Genomic DNA, 17,834 nt, shown 5'->3' with positions numbered 1-17,834 from the left:
GGGTGAAGCAAAAGTGCCCTGAATTCGAGAACCACGAGCGTTGGCTAGTTAGTTATGCCGACATGGTGACGCTCCTCTTTGCCGTATTCGTGGTGTTATTCGCCCTGAAAAAAGAGGGCGCCAAGCAAGAGGTCAAGGTAGCTGCCTCAATCCAGGAGAGTTTCAACACGCCGCTACCAGACATCCCAGTAGATCGGCGCACCGGCCCTAAAGAGCAGGGCATGGGGATCTTTGAGCACTTCAAGGGTCAGTCTGTCCGACCACCTTTGATTGAAAAGTACCCTGCCTCGCCGGTCAAAGTTAAGACCATTGATAAGGAGATGAACCGTCTCAGGGTCAAGCTAGAAGAGCGACTCTACGGCAAGGAAAAATTTCGCGATAAAAATCGAGCCGGCCAAGAGCGCGTCATCGATATTCAAAGGACCGCTAAGGGCTTCAAACTGCAAATGCTGGCCCGCCATTTTTTCGACCCAGGGTCTGTGGAAGTGAATCGCGAGGCACTGAGCGAGTTGGATCAAGTAGCCGAAATTCTGAAAGAACTTGGACGTCCTATCAACATCCAAGGTCACACCGACTCGGTACCAGCTCAGGGTGAATACAGTAACTGGGAGATATCGGCACTACGTGCCACCAACGTGCTCAAGTATTTTGTACGTAAACATAATTTCCCGACCACTATGCTTTCAGCATCGGGCTATGCGGACACCCACCCCATTGCCAGCAACGGTACTGAATCTGGCCGCATGCTAAACAGGCGTATAGAAATCCACGTAGATTACGATCACGAGACGGCAAGTGATCCGCAGTAAATGGCCAGTTATCGTCGTTCTACTCGCTAGCAGTCGCAGCGCGCTGGCAGCGGAAAAATCACGCCTGGACGAGTTGCTCGACAAGTATACCTTTGTCGGGGATTTCTACCAGAAGGAGGAGACTCGAGAGATTTCGAAGGAGATCTTTTGGAGGTACCCCTACAAGTTAAAACCTGTTGAATTTCCAATTCATGTAAAGTTCGAGCAACCTACGATTGAGATGCCGGCCACACGTGGAGAGGGCCGGCCCATCGACCACTTGAACCGGGGACGTGTGCTCTTTCTCGAGGGCAAATTCGATCAAGCCCGTGCGACTTGGTTAAGCGGTCGCGCCCGCTACGGCAATAAATATCCCTTTCACCGCCGCAATGATTACTTCATCGGATACTCGTTTCTCAATTCTGGTGCCCAACTACTTCAGGATAAAGCGCTGAATTATGAGTCACCGGACGTTCGCAAGAATATGGCTAATGCCAGTACCTTTTTGAGTTGGGCCTTTATCGTAAAGGTCGATCAACCTGATCCGCTACTCGAAGAGGTCACGCCAAAGGGACTTTACAATCTTGCTGCCATTTACTGGCGCTATACGAGGTACGATGGAGCCTTTGGTGCCGCAACCACGGGCCTTAATTTCCTGAGACAAACTGGGCGTAAGGAATTTCGCTCCGATTTTCACCGTATTCTCGCTGAGTCTTACGTGAAGAGTCATAGCTATTTGGAGGCCGTGCAGGAGCTCGATACCGCTATACGTCAAGATCGCATACCCGAACAAGCAGCGATGGCCTTTGCCCGTGTTGGCGATATTTACTTTGATATGAATAACTACGAGTTGGCTGAAGATGCCTATGCTATGGCAGCTCGGGTGGATGATCACCTGCAGCGATTCAATCCAGCACAGCTCGTGCTCAGAGCCGAATCACTTTTTTGGCTAGGTAAGTTTTCAGACGCGCAAAAAATGCTGCATTTCGCCCTTAACGGCAGCGTCTATCAGAGTGGAGAGTCTGAGTCACTGGATCCTGAATACCGCGCGTGGGCCTCTTTGCGCTACGCAGACGCCTATCTCGCGTTAGGTAATCTGGAAAAGGCCAAACTTGAATACTTTAAAGTCATTCAAGAGTTTCGTACTAAACCGGCTGGACGCTTGGCGATGGTTCGCGAAGCCTGTTTAGAGTTACCCTTCTACGAAGGGAATAATATTTCGCATGCACGCTCTCTACTCGAAGAAGCAAAAGTCGGACCGGAGATGCCTCCAGCCATGCGTGAGCTTGCATGGGCATGTCAGGTTGGTTCTTATACGCAGCGGGAAAGGTCTGCTGATATGCTCAGGCGCGTTGCAGACTTTGCTGCAACCTATCCTAACTCTGACTTTCTAAAATCATTTGTTGCACCAGTACGGGAATACCAAGCCACTCAGATTGAAAAATACTTTAAATCTGGGGACACATACAGTGCGATGAGCTTTTTTGAGAAAAACAGAAAGCGACTTTACCCGAAAGTCCCGGACGCTTTAGCGCGGCGTTTATTTGCCGCCTATGCCGATGCTCATCGGTCTGAATCCGCTGCCGAGTTTTGGTCAGCCTACAGCAAAGTTCCAGAGTCTGACATGAAGCAGCTACGTATGGCGGTTGTCGCTGCGGAGTTGGCGGCAAATTCGAAGGATAAAAAATGGCGTGCGCGTGACGATAAGACACAACACGAATTTCTCAAGCGCAATTGGAATATTCAACCAGATCCCTTAACAAAAGCCTACGTGACGCGCATGCAACAGCAAGCGCAGGGTCCGGGGCATTGGCGGTGGCTACTAAAACTATCTAGGCATTTCGCCGCCAATGATAAATCCTACGTTTGCGATATGGAGTATCCACTTATTTCCAAGTTACATGCTCTGGGTGGAGCTGATGCCATTGCTGCGCAGAAGGATAACGACAGTTTGATTGTCACTAACCTGCCTGATTTGTTCCAGACTGATGAGTCCTGTGCACTGTCACTCCTCGATCTCGAGGCATCAGCGTTGAAAGCTATAGACCCAAAGGTCATGGCCAGTCGCTACCTGCAGCGGCAGGATTGGCCGCTCATTGGTGGTTACCTGCATTACTACTGGACAGTGTCAGAATATCTGCATGATGTTGGCGATGCAGATGATGCGAAAAAGCTTTGGCAGGTGATTGTTGATAAAGGGGCCCCGGGATCACCTGAGGTCGGATTCGCTAAAGCCAGACTTGATCCGACCCGTACTGAATTAGAAAACCTATGGAATTAAGTTAATAATTTCGGCTTGTTTTCATATGGCGGCAGCCATGACACCGGTGACATAAGTTCAATATTTGAGGCAATCGTGCCGATCCCATTCCAAACGGAGGATCAGCCATGTCGAAGAGTCTCTGGCACAACCTTTGGTTTATAAGTCTGGCAGCAGCAGTGCCGGCATCTTCAATCGTCATCGGCGCTGGTTTTGAGTCATTAAGCCCTTTAATACTGGCCGCCACGTCGGTACTTTGGGGTCTTTGTGTGGCACTTGCGGCAGCCATAAGTCGTAAACACGAACTACTCAGTCACAGCCATAAAGAAGGGCAAGAACTGCGTCAAAAAATGGTAGCCTCACAGAGTGCAGTCGCTGCAGAGGGGCGAGCAGCTCTATCTCAGATTGAGGCCCTCCATAAGAGTAATCTTGAGAATCTTGAACGGCGGCTACTTGAAAGTGAGGAAATCACTTCAGCTCATTTGAGGCTGATCCGCAGGATTGCCGAGATCATTCCCTCCACTGAATCTCAACTCACTGCTCTTGTAAGCAGTACCGATAGCATTGCTACTAGCATAAGCTCAAAAATAAAAACGATTAAAGAAAAAGCTCATGAGCACGTCGGAGAAAATACCGCATTGAGGAAGCATTTCACCGGCAAGAACAACACTATCAACGCCCGTGACGAGGCTTCGCTCTCATACGTATTAGGTAGAGCTGTGCAATTGCTTCATGAGACGACGCTGATGCTCGAGGACAATCTTAAGCTAAATAGCGACTTTTCCAGGTCGATAAATATGATTCTCCAAAATACAGCAACGATTAATAGAATCACCGAAGATATCCAGTATATTTCAGATCAGACTAACCTCCTCGCCCTGAACGCAGCCATCGAAGCAGCGCGAGCTGGCGAACATGGACGAGGCTTTAGCGTTGTAGCCGAGGAAGTCCGAAAACTTTCAGATCGTACTAATCAAGCTTCAAGCGATATTACTCAAATTGTTAGTCATGTGAACGCATCAGTTGCTGAAATTTCAACCTCGCTGAATGACAATTTGCAGAAGACGTCGACTAAAAAAGATGGTGTTGAGGCCTCTGTGCAATCACTTGCACATGCTGCCAAACTCGTTTCCAGTGAGTTTTGCAAGCTCGTTGAAAATGCCTCGGCCACGTCGCAGACATTTGCGCAACAATTGGAGCAGGTCAGTGGCTATCTCGATTTTAATGAAATGACACGTCACTCAGTTGATACGGCTCTGAGTAGTATGCGTCAGATGCATGCCTTGGTAGACGACGTATTAATTAAGCAAGAGCAAAAACCAACGGCAGATGCACGCTCTCAGCAAACACCGGAAGGCGAAGCGTCGAATCTGGTCCAGCTGAGTGTCGCGAATTCCATCAGTAAGGCCTCTGGGGATGTTTATTTAGTTTGAGATCAGGCCACAGAGAATAGCTCCGAGGGTGGCGCCACCCACAAGAAACCACAGGGAAATGCCGTGAATTAATGGTCTAAGACCGACGGCCTTGAGCGTTTTGGGGCTCAGATTAACGCCAATCAAAAATAAGGTCATGACAAGGCTGCGCTTAGCCGTAGTAGCGATTATGTCAGCAACATCACTGATCGCAGGAATAAAGGTGCGTGCTGTTGCTGCAAGTAAAAAGCCGAGTATAAATAGTGGAATCTTCGGTTTGGCGGCTGACTCACTCTTTTTCAGCAGCCGTGAGTAGATCGCACCAATCGTCAAGGCAACGGGAGCGATCCAGAGAGCTCGGACTAGTTTGGTGGTGGTGCCAACTGCTAAAGCTTCAGGTCCAAACAGCATACTTGCGCCTACCACAGAACTAGTGTCGTGGATGGCCAGGGCGCTCCAAGTGCCAAATGCAAATTGCGAGAGGTTGAGAGCGTGCCCAATATAGGGGAAGACGACAAGTGCAGCGGCATTTAAAACAAATACAGTGCCCAGGGATACGGTCACGTCCTTATCTTCGGCTTCGATAACAGGTGCCACTGCAGCAATGGCACTGCCGCCACAGATCGCGGTACCGACACTGATGAGGGTCGCGAGCTTAGGCGGTACGTTTAACCATTTTGCCAGGACGAAGCCTAGCATGACTGTACCAACGATACCGATAATCGTGTAGATGACGCCATGAGCTCCAACCTTACCGATGACACTGAGGTTCATGCCGGCACCGAGTCCAATGATGGACCACTGGAGTAGAGGCGATACGATCTTTTTCGTCACGGTTTGATGGGGATTGCCGAGCAAGGCAGCGATCATCACGCCGCCGAGTAGCGCAAGCGCCGACGACACTGCTGGCAACCAGCAAAAGAGCGCTAGAATGGGTATTAAAATGTATGAGCATCGCTGGCGCTGATGATCTGAAAGCATCCAGTTCAAAGGTTCCCCAAAGCTTAGGCTTAGTCACTATAGATGTGACTATCGGCCTAAATGATATCATTCTGGTTGGGGTGTGCCGAGCCCTCTTGGTGACTATTTCTGAGGTGTTCCGGCGGTTTGTGTATTCGTTGGAGGGATGACGCCTGCGAAATTGCCGTTGAGTAAACTCGTAAGGTCAACGCCGCCGAGTGCGGCACCAAGGTTCTGTTCACCCAACGCGGAGCCACCACCAACAGCGCTCAATATAGCGTTGAGTTGCGCCGAGTTCAGGTTCTGGGCCCCTGCTACGCCAAACTGCGCCACGAGGTTATTAAACTGTGGGCTGGCCAATACGGTTCTGAGGCGTTCTAGGTCCTGCGCGCTGTTCATGAAAGCTGTCGGATCGGTACCCAGAGTGGTTGGGTTGCCACCGACCTGAGTTCCGCTTCCAGTCACACTCGAACCCTTGGTTTCAAGTGGAGGTGGGGTGTTATTGGTACCGTTTGAGGATGAAACGGCACCGTTCTGGGCCGTTGGCTTTATTTTCGCACTTGAGTCTGGAGTTTTGCCTCCGCTCCCGTCTTCCGGAGCCACAACATGGTTTTCCGTTATCGGATTCATCCCACAATTGACGAGCATGCTCGCAAGTGCGACAGAGCAAACTGAGGTACAAGCCCGACGAAACATCATGTTAGCCTCCAAGTGTACCCGTCTTATCGGTAAAACTGTAAAAAACTTTAGTTGAAAATTGAATTTACAGTAATTATCCCACTCATCGACATTAGCGGAGTGAGTTTATGAACGACGAAGATCGTAAATTTGTAGAGGCTGCGGTCATGGCTCTGGAGAACCCAGGCTTTTTGATGAAAGCCTCAGCCTATCTGGGACGTCCGATTAGCGCACTGACCAAGCGTATTCCTGATAAGATGCAGGCGGTGATTCAAAAAGGTGTGGATAAGGCGCTGGCTACCGGTTTGCGCATCGCCATAGCCAGCCTCAAGGATACAGACACAAAGACCGTTTCGACTCTAGAGGCGAAAAACCGCAAGTGGGGACACACCGCCGCTGCGATGGGTCTAGGTGCGGTCAGCGGAGTGACTGGTGGTTGGGCCTTAGCTCTGGAACTACCGCTAACCACCACACTGATGATGCGGTCGATCGCGTCTATGGCCCAGGCGTCTGGCTTTGATCCCTCTGATCCGCAAACGGCCCTGGAAATATTGACCGTATTTGCTTACGGAAACCCCTCGCTCAAGGGCGACGGAGCTGGTGGAGACGGGACATTTTACATGCAGAGGGCCGCCTTGGACGTTTTGGTTCGTGACGGCGCTAAGTTTATTGCTGGTAAATCAGCTGTCCAAGTGCTGGCAGCAGTTGAGAGTGGGGCAGCTCCGCGGCTGATTGAACTCTTGGCTAAGATCGGGGCGCGAATGAATGTGTTAGTGGGCGAAAAATTTATTGCCCAGAGTATGCCCCTTGTGGGTGCCGCCGGTGGTGCCGCGATCAATGGCATGTTTAATGACTATTACAGTAACATTGCCTATTATGCATTCGGCCTTAAGCGCCTGGAAAAGCAGTACGGACAGGCTGTCGTGCGCGAGGCCTACGATGCGGCATCGAGGCGCCAAATCGGGACTTAATTTGGTTTTTAGAATTAACGGGAGTGTACTGCCGCATGTTTCAGCCACCCACTGGGCACCAAGTGATTTTTGACCTTGGCAATGTGTTGATTCGTTGGGATCCACGTAACTTATATCGAAAAATCTTCGGTGAAGATGTACAGGGGATGGAGTGGTTTCTTGCTAACGTATGCAACCCTGCTTGGAACGATCGGCTTGATGCGGGACAGTCTTTCGCCGCGGCGGTGGCCGAACGCATAGCTGAGTTTCCCGATCATGCGGAACTCATCCGTGCCTATCATGAGCGCTGGTTTGAAACCTTGGGGGAGCCCATCAACGCCAATGTCGAGGTGTTGGCCGACCTAAAACGGCTGGGCTACAGGGTTCACGCTCTGACCAATTGGTCGGCCGAGACCTTTTATCCGGCAAAGAAGTTGTTTCCCTTCCTGACCTGGTTTGATGGTGTCGTGGTATCCGGTGAAGAGGGCTTAGTGAAGCCAGATTCACGGATTTACAAGCGTCTACTGGAGCGCTATCAAATCGATGCCGCATCTGCGGTCTTCATTGACGATGTCACGCGGAACGTTGAAGCTGCGCGGCAGTTGGGCATCACGACGGTTCAGTTCGTTGATGGGGTTGATCTAAGGCAGGAGTTACGCCAGCTAGGTATGCCGATACCAGCTTAAGCAGCCGAAATAACATTAAAAAACCCAGGTCGACGTCGCCGCCACCTGGGTTTTATCAGTAAAATTGAATTGTTACTGGTGCGAGCGAGAGGACTTGAACCTCCACACCCTTGCGGGCACCGGCTTCTGAGACCGGCTTGTCTACCAATTCCAACACGCTCGCATCGTGTCTTAACCCCGCCTGAACGGGACCTGATTTTTAAAATAACCCCGACAGGTAGGCAACTAAAAAAGCGATATTCTCGAATTTTTCCGAATTACCTAAAGTTTTCGGCCCGAAATGCCGATACGTGTGTGTGCTGCAACATTGTAAGAGGATTCTAGAGATGATTTCCGCCTGGTGCAGAAAATTGAGTTATGCCTTTGTGAGTGCGCTGCTGACGTTTGCTTGCAACTCCGAGCCGGAGGCTAGCTCGAGCCCCAAAAAGCCCAGTGGTAAGCCGCCGCGCAAGCCCCCGAAGGAAATTCCGGTGGGAGAGTGCGACGATGGGCTCTGCAACAGGCCAGTTAAAATCACTGCCGTTGCCGAAAAAGAAAAAGTCCCGACACTGACCGCTTGGTGCACGAGTGCTGCCACAGTCGGAGCGGTGTCAGGTCAGCTGGCGGATCACTTTAAACAAATCTGCGCCACCGGCGCCCCTACGGATTTTTTAGTGAACACCCTGATACCCAACGCCTATACGGGGGCTGGGGAGCCAGCTCTCAACCTCATCGGCAAGCTGGGTACCGACAATGGTACGGTGTCCGCGTTTTTCGCTGTCGCGATCAAGATGCCGATTAATGCCGCGACCCACTATAACAATGTTGGGCCGCGAGACGGGACCGTCGATACTGAAAAAGGTAAAATCCAAGCCCAAGGAAGTAAGCCCAAAGATAGCGCGATAGCTGTAACCGCGGCGAGTTCGAACGGCGACCCGAGCTGGACTCGTGGTTGGGTTATCGACACTAATTCAAGCGCCGAGGTGAACGCTTTTCCCAAGGTGACTGTAGAGACGATCTTCAAATATCAGATGGACCACTACAAAATTAGTGACGCTGGCTATCTCTATGCATCCATGCTGCAAAAATCGATCAAAACGGTAAAAAGCTACCAAATCCTGAACGCAGTGCTTGACTATAACAACAGCGGCTATCAGATACTCGTAGTGAAAATCAGTGCTGATGATCAAAAACAGTCAGAAAAGGTACAAGACGCGGTACAGAAGATCGCATCAAACCTTGTGAAGTACATGCAGCAGCAGAGCGCTCGCTAGACTGTTCAAAAGTAAACGGCGGTCTGTATCGAAAGAACTGTTGGATATAGGCCGTATTCGGTCACCGGTGTGGTTTCCTCAGGTGGTTTGCCGCGAGGCACCATCAGCGCCACAACCAGATTGGCATTAGCTGCAACGGAGTAAGTGAGATACAAATTCCCGAGCATCGATTGATCGCTATCGTTAATTATTAGTAAGGTTTTGAGATTGAGGACGCCGGTGATGTCGTAGATTCCTGTGAGTGCTGTGTAGAGGCGGCCAAGCTGGAGGGTTGGCGAAGTGAACCCGGGGCTTTCCTCATCAACCAATTCACTGGCTTTTCGCAGTCCCCCACCGTTAAAGTATTGCTCCATCTGGACAGCAAACTTCGAGGTGAGTCGGTAGTCTAGGCCTCCCGCTACGGCAAGGGTTTTCTGTTTGCTTATCTGGTTTGCTCGTTGATTACCCTCGGCTCTGATGCCAAAGTTGCCAAGTTCGCCCTGGAGCGAGAACCCGCCGAGCAGGCTCGGACCGACTTTTCCTCCCAAAAAACCAAGCTCAAAGCGACGTAGCGCGTAGGTGCCACGAACTAGTGCCGAGGCATTAATGGGTGAGTAATTGCGTGAGGGTTTAGTTTCACTGCCGGTTCGACTTGTGACACCGTAGGATTGGAACCCAGCCAGTCCTAAGACCGATAATTGCCCCCTACGACCCAGGGCTACATCAAAGCGGGCGCCATCAACACCAGGCTTGAACTCTCTGTAGTAGTCAAAGGCGCGGAAGGGGGCAAAAAAATCATTTGGAACGAAAACAAACATCGTCGATAAATTGACGGGAAATCGCCCAATTGTCAGATCCGCATGGCCGAGGCGTAGGCTGACGTTTAAGCGATCTAGCGTGAGGTAGCCGTCAGAATTTGTGCTGTTGTGCCAATGGCGCTCTAGGTCAGCCGTGCGGTTCGTCTCATCCGACGCATTGAGAAGGGTCTGTACCAATGAGCTCTTCGATGAAGATCCTATGAGCAAACCAAAGGCGTTGATCTCGAAGCGAACGCTGCGATTAGGCTTGATTTTGACGCTGTCGCGGAGAATCACCTGCTGGTTTAGATCAGACTTAGCGGGATAAAGGCTTTCGCTACCGTTGGGATTTTGTAAGTAACCAGAAAATGTTCTAAGGCTCACCTGCTGATCAACGCTGGTTCGAGCCAAGGCAGCGCTACTCACTCCCAACCAGGCGGCATTCAGGACCAAGCAGTGAATAAATTTTGCTGCCATGTAAGCCTCGTCCTGGGTATTGCTGGCCGCTAGTGACAAGCCCCTATGCGGCGGCCGGTCTTGTACAACTTTGCAGAATGTCTTATTGTATAAAGAAATCTTCTAAATCGGTAGTTTATGCTGTTATCAAACTTGCTCTCTCGCTTTCGACTGGGGTCAATGACTGGCCTCCTGCGCAGGTACGTGACAACCCTAATCGCAGTGATTTGCGGTGCTGTACTTATTGCCGCCAGTGAAATTGCACTGGCGGACGGCAAACCGACCAAGGCTGATATCGCGGAACTAGGCAAAGTGTTGGATGGTGTAGACAATCTTTGGTTCTCTGCAAAATCATCGGCTGACATGACGATGTCAGTGAAGACGTCCCACTATGACCGAACGCTAAAATTGACTTATTGGACATCAGGGGCGGATAAAGCAGTCGTCAAAATCAATTATCCTCCGTCAGAAAAAGGCACGGTTACCCTTCGCCTTGGCTCTGACATGTACAACTACCTGCCAAATGTTGATAAGACGGTGAAGGTGAGTGCTGCGCTACGTAGCGCGAGTTGGATGGGCAGTCACTTTTCTAACGAGGACCTCGTTCACTCGGCTTATCTCGCACGAGACTATGACGGTACCATTGTGGAGACCAAAAAGAAGGGTTCCGCCAACATTTGGACAGTCGATTTAGTGCCGAAAAAGGGAACGGCTGTGGTTTGGTCGAAGATTCGGATGATCGTCGAGAAGGAGCGTCGCATTCCGCAGAGTCAGATTTTTTACGACGAGCGTGGCACCAAAGTGAGAACTCTGAGTTTCTCCGATCTCAAAAAAATCGGTGGTAAAATGGTGCCATCAAAGATTCTCGTAACTCCAGCTGATCTTCCCGGTGAGCATACGGAAATGGTGTACGAGGCTATACGTCACGGTGTTAAGTTTGATTCCGGCTTCTTCTCACTAGAGCGCCTTAAATCCCTATAAATGGGGCTCGCTCGCCATGAATCTAATCGTTTTTGCTCTAAGAAACTTAGGCCGTGCCAGACGACGGACACTCATGCAGGTGGCTGGGATCGGTGCAGTTACCGCAACGATGCTGGTGTGGGGCGGTCTCAATACCGGTCTCGAAGAGCTGCTTCAAAGAACTGCCACTGATCTCGATGTCGGTGAGCTTCAGTTACATTTGCCTGGCTACGTGGATAATCCAGATCTCTATAAAACGATACCATACATAGAGAACTGGCAAATGCAGTTTGCAAAAGTTGGCTTTAAGGCTGCGCCCCGATGGTACGGCTTTGGACTCATGGGCGCTGGAGACCAGTCCAGTGGGGTTCAGTTGAGGGGCGTAGACCTAAATCATGAGCCGCAAGTCACGGAGCTAGACCAAAATATTCGTGATGGGAATTGGTTTGCTCCCGACTCAGCAAACGAGCTGGTCATAGGTCGCACCTTAGCACGGCGCCTCCATCTTAATCCGGGCGACAATGTGGTATTACTCGCACAAGCCGCTGATGGTTCGGCGGCAAATGGCGTCTTTCGCATCCGCGGTATACTGGGTACTGTGAATGACGAAATAGACACTCGAGCGGTCTATTTGCCGAGTGCTTCATTTCAACAGTTTTTCCGTCTGCAAGCCGGTGTACACGAAGTAGCACTCAAGCGAATAGACAAATCGATATCGCTAAAAATAGCGACCTCTAAATTGAAGTCTGTAGTTGAGCGTACATATCCGGCTGCAGAAGTTAAGACGTGGCGTGAGTTAAAGCCAGTTGTGTCAAAAATGCTAGATGTTCTATCGATTTCGAGCAAATTTTTGTTTGCTTTTATTTATCTGTCACTCGGCGGTATCATAGTAAATATTGTGTTTATGACTATTTATGATCGCCTTGTTGAGTTCGGTACGATGACCGCTCTTGGTATGACGCCTAAGCAGGTTTTGGGTCTAATCATTGCAGAATCCGCGTGGATTGGAGCGTTCAACGCCATTGCAGCGTGGTCTGTTGGCATTCCAATCGCTCTTTTTTTACGCCGCTATGGTCTCGATCTACGGTTTTTCTATGACCAATGGTCGATGGCAGGTATCACACTAAAGCCGATTCTCTATCCGAGTTTAGGGCCCATAGAAATTTTTGCACCCGTAGTCTTCATGTTTGTCGCCCTTCTTGCCTTCAGTTTGTACCCAGGTGTCGATGCCGCGCGTATGGAGCCAATAAAAGCCCTGCGTGCAGGATAAACAAATCTTCCTGGAGTGATAAGTGATCCAAGAGATCATTCGTATTGGTACTCGCAACATTACGCGTAATCCGCGCCGCACGATCGTCACGGCCTTGTCCGTCGCTCTTGGTGCCTGCGTCTCGACGGTGCTAATCGGTACCCGCCAAAATGTCTACGATAGGTTGATTGCTAATGCGGCTAAGAGTGGTTACGGAGTGATTAGTATTAGCGAACCGGGATTTTTGGCAGATCCCATGCCATCAAGTCGGATAAAATTCGACGAGTCCTTGTTGCAATCCTTGAAAAAGGCGCCAGGAATCCAATCGGCTAGTCCCAGAACGGCAGTGGCTGCTGTGGTGTACACGGCCAAGAACAGCACTGGTGCACAGCTTGTCGGTATCGATACGCGATACGAGAATGCCTCGAATAATTTGATGTTGGGAGCTATGAAAGGAGGCGCTCGGCTACAGCCTTCAGTTGCAGATGACTGTTTAGTTGGGTCGTTAATGATGACTCAGCTTGGTTTAAAGTTTGGTGATCGATTGATATTCACCACTACCGATGCTATAGGTCAGATGGTGTCAAATGTATTGCACGTGAGTGGGGTCTTTGAAACTGGTAGTCCTGATGCTGATGGGCATCTGGTCTTAATGCAGCTGTCAACCCTGCAGAAAACGCTTGGTTTCGAGAGCAATGAAACGTCGTTCATTGCGGTAAACGCCGAAGCTGACGCTGTTTCGCCGCGTCTCGTATCACCCGTGGAGCGGCGCCTGATGAAGTCCGTTGCCGCTAAATCGCATGTAGCTTATTGGCGAGAAAATTTTCCGCAGGTAGCACAAATCATCGATGTTGACAGCACGCTGTATGGTGTTCTGTTAGTGTTTGCCTCGCTCATTATCGGCATCGGTGTGCTGAATGCCATGATGCTAAACATCATAGAGCGACGTCGTGAATTCGGTATCATGCTTGCAACGGGAATGCCGCCTTTGGGTGTCGTCGGTATGGTGGCCTGGGAGGGCATGCTTTTGGGGTGTATCGGACTGGCGATAGGAGCTCTCGGAGCCGTCCCCATGTACCGGTATCTACATGACCGCGGCATCGATATAAGTGAATTTATTGGTGAAAAAAAAGGCAACTCGTTCGCCATCGTCGATCAGGTCATTGGTTGTCGCTTAAGTGTCAATCAGGTACTTGGCATTGTCGTTGCCCTGATGGCGGCTGGTCTGCTGGCCGGGATTTATCCTGCGATGCGGGCTGCGACGACCGATCCGATAAAGGTCATTAGATCCTAAAAAAGACCGATGTGATCGGTGTTTAGAGAAAACATCTAAAGTTTTATTGTGAAAATGCCGATACGACAGCGCTCCTGTTGTGGTGGGAGATCCATCTGCTGTCTTCTTGGAAAGGGTTTGAAATGCGATTGAAGTCTGTACCTACCTCTCGTTTCCGCCGTACTCAAAGTTTAGCGATATTACTTGCATTGGCTGCTTGCCATCCTCTGGTTAAAAAAACCAATGAAAACAAAAAAGCCAGATCAGTAGGCGTGCTATCGCTCAGCGAAGCCATTGCACCCGCCGGAGTCACCCAGGTTCAGGTGGTACTCCTTGACGAGGCCAAGTGCAAGGTCCCGACACCAAATGCCGAGCCCGCAGACATTGATATTACGACTGGCACTGGTAGCGGGACTACCGGGGCCAACACCATCGCGTTAACTGACGGCCAAAAGACTAAGCGCAAAGATTACAGGGGGCGCCAGTCTGGTGGTTGGTATGCTACCGGCATGTTCGGCCATTCGGGTACACTAGACGCAGTATTAGCTAAGATATTCAACTTGGTCGCGACTACCAATATCGGTCCGATCACAGTGACGAACAACATCACCAATAATTATTACAACACACCGGCGCCAAGTCCTGCACCAGCGCCTGAACCAGCTCCTGCGCCAGCGCCTGAACCAGCTCCTGCGCCAGCGCCTGAACCAGCTCCTGCGCCAGCGCCTGAACCAGCTCCTGCGCCAGATCCGACAGGCTCTACCGTTAACGGTGGCTACGTGCCTGCCGATCCGTCTTGCGTCGTTATGAACGTACAACAACCGTACGTTCAATCGGAAACCCTAAACTTTCACGGTGTCCCTGCTGGTACCTATACTATCCTCGTCCTTTGGGAAGACGAGAACGGTGTACCTCTGCAACAGGGTTCGAGCACCGTCACAATCAGTGCGGACAAGGTATCTGTGGCAAACATCGTGATGCAACCAGTGACGTCCACGAACGGTGGTCTATCCGTGAACGTTGTGAAAGGCGCCACCAAACTAGCTTTCCTTGATGCTCTGCCGATGGCCGCTCCTGGAGTTTGCACTGCAGTTAGGGTAGAAACACAAGAAGGCGACAAGGGACCGGCACCGTTAGCCTCGACCATTTCTCTCAGCTTTGCTTCCAGTGCTGCTACCGGATCGTTCTACACTGACAGTGGCTGTGCGGGTACCCCAGTAGTTGCGGTCAGCCTCATTAAGGGTGCAACCGATGTGACGGTTTACTACAAAGACACCGCAGCTGGTGGTCCGACTTTGACAGTGTCGAGTCCGGATGCCAATCTGACTATGGCGTCTTCTGTGATGGGTGCTGCCGCAGGCCAGACCTCATCTACTCCTGCCAAAATTGCCTGGGCTACGGCCATACTAAACGCGAAAGTAAACGAGTGTAGCTCGTTGTTGGCACTGATTCTGGACGCCAACGACCAGCAAGCCTCATTCTCAGCACTTCGTTTACTGAACGTCAGCTCGAGCTCAGCTACAGGTACTTTCTATGCGGATGCTAGCTGCACGACAAGTATGACAGCTTTTAATCTCGCAATCGGTGCTACTCAGGCTAGCCTTTTCTACAAGGACGCTACTGCTGGTACTGCAACACTCACTATAGCTGACCCCGCTTCGGGAGGCTTAGGATCGTCGTTGAAGAGTGTAACCATAAGCAACTAATTCTTAATTTGTCTCACGACACCGCAGGCGGAGGGTGATCCTCTTCCTGCGGTGGTCTTTTTTTTGCTATGCTGACAGTTCACAGCTCTTTCCATCAGCGTGGTCCTTTAAATGGCAAAACGTAGCGACAAGATTCCTCAAAGTGTATTTGCACGAACCAGCCGCCTTCTCTTTTCGGGGGCTAAGATTGCTGTGCGTGAGGTTGCTGGGCGCATGGGGGCAGAGGACTCAAAGTTAGCCAGTCGCATCAAGCAAACGGAAGAGCTCGTAGCTACTCTGGGCCAGCTCAAGGGTGCAGCCATGAAGGCGGGGCAGTTAGTTAGTCTCGAGTTTAGCGATATCCTGCCGCCAGAGGTGGTAGCTATCCTGAGACAGCTTCACGACAGCGGTACGTTCATGCCTTTCGATCAAGTCCGGTACATTCTCGGCCGCGAGCTGGGAGCTGAGCGACTGTCCATGCTTGAAGATATTTCTCCTGAGCCTATTGCAGCTGCCTCGATCGGGCAGGTACACAAGGCGCGCCTGAATAATCAGGATGTTGCGGTCAAGGTACAGTTTCCTGGCGTAGCGAACAGTATAGACTCCGATCTTAACGTTTTGCGTAAGTTGGTCTCAATGGCAATTCAACTGCGCGGAACACCAGTGGACATGGACCCTATTTTCGCTGCAATCGCTGCAAGTCTAAAGCGCGAGGCTGATTACCGACTAGAGGCGGCAAATGCCGATGCTTATAGGCATGCAATTGCAAGTCAAGGTTATGTCATTCCCACTGTTTTTCATGACTTTACGTCATCCAAAGTGCTTTGCCTTTCTTACGAGAGCGGTGTCCGTATTGCGGACTGGATTAGTACCAAGCCAGCGAAGGCTGAAGCCCAGCATTTTGCCACTCTCATATTGAATCTTTTAATAGATGAGCTGATGACGCATGGGATCATGCAGACTGATCCAAACTTTGGCAATTTTCTGTACCGGCCAGACTCTGGCGAATTGGTGCTTCTTGATTTTGGTGCGACTAATTTATTCCCGACAGAATTTAGGCGCATATTACGCCGGATTATCCATGGCATCATGACCCATAATTTCGACGATGTAATCGCTGTCACTCTGGATCAAGGTTATCTCTCTCGGGAGGAATCGCTGGAGACCCTGGCCCATTTTCGCGAATTGATCATGCTCGTCACGCAGATGATGCAGCCACAGTTTCAGCCATTTAAGTTTCGTAATGATGATTGGCTGAAATCGGTTCGGGATCTTGCGGCAAAATTTGCCTTGAGCGTCAAGCATTCAGCGCCACCGCATCAATTGATCTTTCTCAACAGAAAACTCAGCGGCATGTATCACTTGCTCAAGGACCTGGATGTTGAGGTTGAGATGATGCAGTTTTTGGACCGTGGGCTGGCTGCAAATCTTGACTGAAATGGTCTTCTGATTGCGGGGTCGAGAAATGGCTAAGAGTGATATTGAGCAAAATCAGCGCGAGCACTACAGAATCAATTACCCCGAATTAGAACGACCACAGCTACAAGTCGGTAAGGTTGTTTATAAGGTGCTTGACGTGTCGGAGCGAGGCATTCGCTTTCTCCTACCGGCGCAGCATGGACATATCGAGAACCAGGTCGTCAAGGGTACGTTGGTATTTCGATCCGGAAAGCGCGTTGCTATCGAGGGCAAGATTATCCGGATCATGCCGCTAGAGTTGACTTGTAGTTTGCATCTTAAAAGATCCATTCCTCTAGCCTACATTATGGAGGAGCAGCGTATCCTCCTCCAAAAGTACAACGAGTTGTAATCAGTTTCGCCTCGTGCTTAAATGGCGCCACTAGAGACAGGTGGAGCACATGGCAAAACTGTACTTTCGCTACGGTTCAGTGGGTAGTGCTAAGACCCTTAATTTACTGGCAGTGGCTCATTCATACTCCCAGCAGAACAAGACTGTGCTCGTAGTAAAGCCGGCTCTTGATACTCGATTTGGGGAGAATGCGGTCACCTCGCGCGCCGGTTTAACGCGTGACGCAGATTATCTCGTGTCTTCTGTTGGTGACTTGCCCGAGGATCGTCTGTCGCTTGCCGACTGCATCTTAGTGGATGAGGTGCAGTTTTTGAGTGAGTCGGTGATCGAGAAGTTGCGGCATATTGCTACAGCACTAGATGTACCAGTCATTTGCTATGGGCTGCGCGGTGATTTCCGGACCCGCTTGTTTCCCGGTAGTCGCCGCCTGATGGAACTAGCGGATGAGATTTCTGAGGTTAAGACCACTTGTGCCTACTGCAATCGCAAAGCAGTATTCAACCTGAAGTTAGTGAATGGTGTGCCAAGTTTGACCGGTCCGGTGGTCGATCTTGGGAGTGAAGAGAAATATCTGCCGACGTGCGCCAAGTGCTATAGTTCTCGGCTGCCTGAGGCTTGGAATTCGCAGGAGTTATAAG

General features: G+C 50.6%; 16 protein-coding genes and 1 tRNA gene. 13 read left to right on the top strand and 4 right to left on the bottom strand.

What is annotated here, in order from left to right:
- Nucleotides 1-2: 2 nt before the first annotated feature.
- The 3 genes from FJ146_02545 (at nt 3) to FJ146_02535 (ending at nt 4,481) form a co-directional block, all read left to right on the top strand.
- A complete protein-coding gene (locus tag FJ146_02545; protein ID MBM4250826.1) occupies nt 3-809 on the top strand; it encodes a hypothetical protein in 807 nt (268 codons plus the stop codon).
- Entirely contained in the window at nt 796-3,069 is a 2,274-nt protein-coding gene (locus tag FJ146_02540) for a hypothetical protein (protein ID MBM4250825.1), read from the top strand. The genes FJ146_02545 and FJ146_02540 overlap by 14 nt, the downstream gene beginning before the upstream one ends.
- Nucleotides 3,070-3,176: 107 nt before the next feature.
- Entirely contained in the window at nt 3,177-4,481 is a 1,305-nt protein-coding gene (locus FJ146_02535) for a hypothetical protein (GenBank protein MBM4250824.1), read from the top strand.
- Here the strand turns inward: FJ146_02535 and FJ146_02530 are convergent.
- Entirely contained in the window at nt 4,473-5,441 is a 969-nt protein-coding gene (locus FJ146_02530; protein MBM4250823.1) for a putative sulfate exporter family transporter, read from the bottom strand. The two genes, FJ146_02535 and FJ146_02530, sit on opposite strands and share 9 nt — an antisense overlap.
- 102 nt (nt 5,442-5,543) lie before the next feature.
- Complete coding sequence (locus tag FJ146_02525) at nt 5,544-6,119, bottom strand: hypothetical protein (protein ID MBM4250822.1); 576 nt, start codon at nt 6,117-6,119, stop codon at nt 5,544-5,546.
- A 107-nt stretch (nt 6,120-6,226) separates the two neighbouring features.
- On the opposite strand from FJ146_02525, the gene FJ146_02520 reads away from it, so the two are divergent.
- Together FJ146_02520 and FJ146_02515 are read left to right on the top strand one after the other, a co-directional pair.
- Entirely contained in the window at nt 6,227-7,069 is an 843-nt protein-coding gene (locus FJ146_02520; GenBank protein ID MBM4250821.1) for a hypothetical protein, read from the top strand.
- A 35-nt stretch (nt 7,070-7,104) separates the two neighbouring features.
- Nucleotides 7,105-7,734, top strand: coding sequence for an HAD family phosphatase (locus tag FJ146_02515; GenBank protein MBM4250820.1), 630 nt, complete (start codon nt 7,105-7,107; stop codon nt 7,732-7,734).
- 76 nt (nt 7,735-7,810) lie between these two features.
- Here the strand turns inward: FJ146_02515 and FJ146_02510 are convergent.
- Nucleotides 7,811-7,897 (bottom strand) — tRNA-Leu (locus FJ146_02510).
- A gap of 163 nt (nt 7,898-8,060) precedes the next feature.
- Between FJ146_02510 and FJ146_02505 the strand changes: the two genes are divergently transcribed.
- A complete protein-coding gene (locus tag FJ146_02505; protein ID MBM4250819.1) occupies nt 8,061-8,987 on the top strand; it encodes a hypothetical protein in 927 nt (308 codons plus the stop codon).
- A 5-nt stretch (nt 8,988-8,992) separates the two neighbouring features.
- On the opposite strand, the gene FJ146_02500 is transcribed toward FJ146_02505, so the two are convergent.
- Nucleotides 8,993-10,240, bottom strand: a complete 1,248-nt coding sequence (locus tag FJ146_02500; GenBank protein MBM4250818.1) for a hypothetical protein — start codon at nt 10,238-10,240, stop codon at nt 8,993-8,995.
- Nucleotides 10,241-10,357: 117 nt separating this feature from the next.
- Between FJ146_02500 and FJ146_02495 the strand changes: the two genes are divergently transcribed.
- The 7 genes from FJ146_02495 to FJ146_02465 all read left to right on the top strand — a co-directional run bounded on the left by FJ146_02495 (nt 10,358) and on the right by FJ146_02465 (nt 17,833).
- On the top strand, nt 10,358-11,200 hold the full coding sequence (locus FJ146_02495) for an outer membrane lipoprotein-sorting protein (GenBank protein MBM4250817.1): 843 nt from the start codon (nt 10,358-10,360) through the stop codon (nt 11,198-11,200).
- A gap of 16 nt (nt 11,201-11,216) precedes the next feature.
- Nucleotides 11,217-12,449, top strand: a complete 1,233-nt coding sequence (locus FJ146_02490) for an ABC transporter permease (protein ID MBM4250816.1) — start codon at nt 11,217-11,219, stop codon at nt 12,447-12,449.
- A 22-nt stretch (nt 12,450-12,471) separates the two neighbouring features.
- On the top strand, nt 12,472-13,722 hold the full coding sequence (locus FJ146_02485; protein MBM4250815.1) for an ABC transporter permease: 1,251 nt from the start codon (nt 12,472-12,474) through the stop codon (nt 13,720-13,722).
- Nucleotides 13,723-13,844: 122 nt separating this feature from the next.
- Entirely contained in the window at nt 13,845-15,407 is a 1,563-nt protein-coding gene (locus FJ146_02480; protein MBM4250814.1) for a hypothetical protein, read from the top strand.
- Nucleotides 15,408-15,518: 111 nt separating this feature from the next.
- The gene (locus FJ146_02475) at nt 15,519-16,823 is read left to right on the top strand and encodes an AarF/ABC1/UbiB kinase family protein (GenBank protein ID MBM4250813.1); all 1,305 of its coding nucleotides are present in this window, start codon (nt 15,519-15,521) and stop codon (nt 16,821-16,823) included.
- A 28-nt stretch (nt 16,824-16,851) separates the two neighbouring features.
- Nucleotides 16,852-17,196, top strand: coding sequence for a PilZ domain-containing protein (locus tag FJ146_02470; protein ID MBM4250812.1), 345 nt, complete (start codon nt 16,852-16,854; stop codon nt 17,194-17,196).
- A gap of 49 nt (nt 17,197-17,245) precedes the next feature.
- Nucleotides 17,246-17,833 (top strand): thymidine kinase, encoded by a 588-nt coding sequence (locus tag FJ146_02465; GenBank protein ID MBM4250811.1) that lies wholly within the window; start codon nt 17,246-17,248, stop codon nt 17,831-17,833.
- Nucleotide 17,834 lies beyond the last annotated feature (1 nt).

The sequence above is a fragment of the Deltaproteobacteria bacterium genome (assembly GCA_016874735.1).
GTDB lineage: Bacteria > Bdellovibrionota_B > Oligoflexia > Oligoflexales > CAIYRB01 > CAIYRB01.
This window is presented reverse-complemented; position numbering and strand designations above follow the sequence as displayed.

Excerpts from the sequence above, each read along its gene's own strand:
- FJ146_02490 (MBM4250816.1), top strand. The coding sequence starts at position 11,217 with ATGAATCTAATCGTTTTTGCTCTAAGAAACTTAGGCCGTGCCAGACGA.
- FJ146_02520 (MBM4250821.1), top strand. The coding sequence starts at position 6,227 with ATGAACGACGAAGATCGTAAATTTGTAGAGGCTGCGGTCATGGCTCTG.
- FJ146_02525 (MBM4250822.1), bottom strand. The coding sequence starts at position 6,119 with ATGATGTTTCGTCGGGCTTGTACCTCAGTTTGCTCTGTCGCACTTGCG.
- FJ146_02475 (MBM4250813.1), top strand. The coding sequence starts at position 15,519 with ATGGCAAAACGTAGCGACAAGATTCCTCAAAGTGTATTTGCACGAACC.
- FJ146_02535 (MBM4250824.1), top strand. The coding sequence starts at position 3,177 with ATGTCGAAGAGTCTCTGGCACAACCTTTGGTTTATAAGTCTGGCAGCA.
- FJ146_02465 (MBM4250811.1), top strand. The coding sequence starts at position 17,246 with ATGGCAAAACTGTACTTTCGCTACGGTTCAGTGGGTAGTGCTAAGACC.
- FJ146_02470 (MBM4250812.1), top strand. The coding sequence starts at position 16,852 with ATGGCTAAGAGTGATATTGAGCAAAATCAGCGCGAGCACTACAGAATC.
- FJ146_02480 (MBM4250814.1), top strand. The coding sequence starts at position 13,845 with ATGCGATTGAAGTCTGTACCTACCTCTCGTTTCCGCCGTACTCAAAGT.
- FJ146_02515 (MBM4250820.1), top strand. The coding sequence starts at position 7,105 with ATGTTTCAGCCACCCACTGGGCACCAAGTGATTTTTGACCTTGGCAAT.
- FJ146_02500 (MBM4250818.1), bottom strand. The coding sequence starts at position 10,240 with ATGGCAGCAAAATTTATTCACTGCTTGGTCCTGAATGCCGCCTGGTTG.
- FJ146_02530 (MBM4250823.1), bottom strand. The coding sequence starts at position 5,441 with ATGCTTTCAGATCATCAGCGCCAGCGATGCTCATACATTTTAATACCC.
- FJ146_02495 (MBM4250817.1), top strand. The coding sequence starts at position 10,358 with ATGCTGTTATCAAACTTGCTCTCTCGCTTTCGACTGGGGTCAATGACT.
- FJ146_02505 (MBM4250819.1), top strand. The coding sequence starts at position 8,061 with ATGATTTCCGCCTGGTGCAGAAAATTGAGTTATGCCTTTGTGAGTGCG.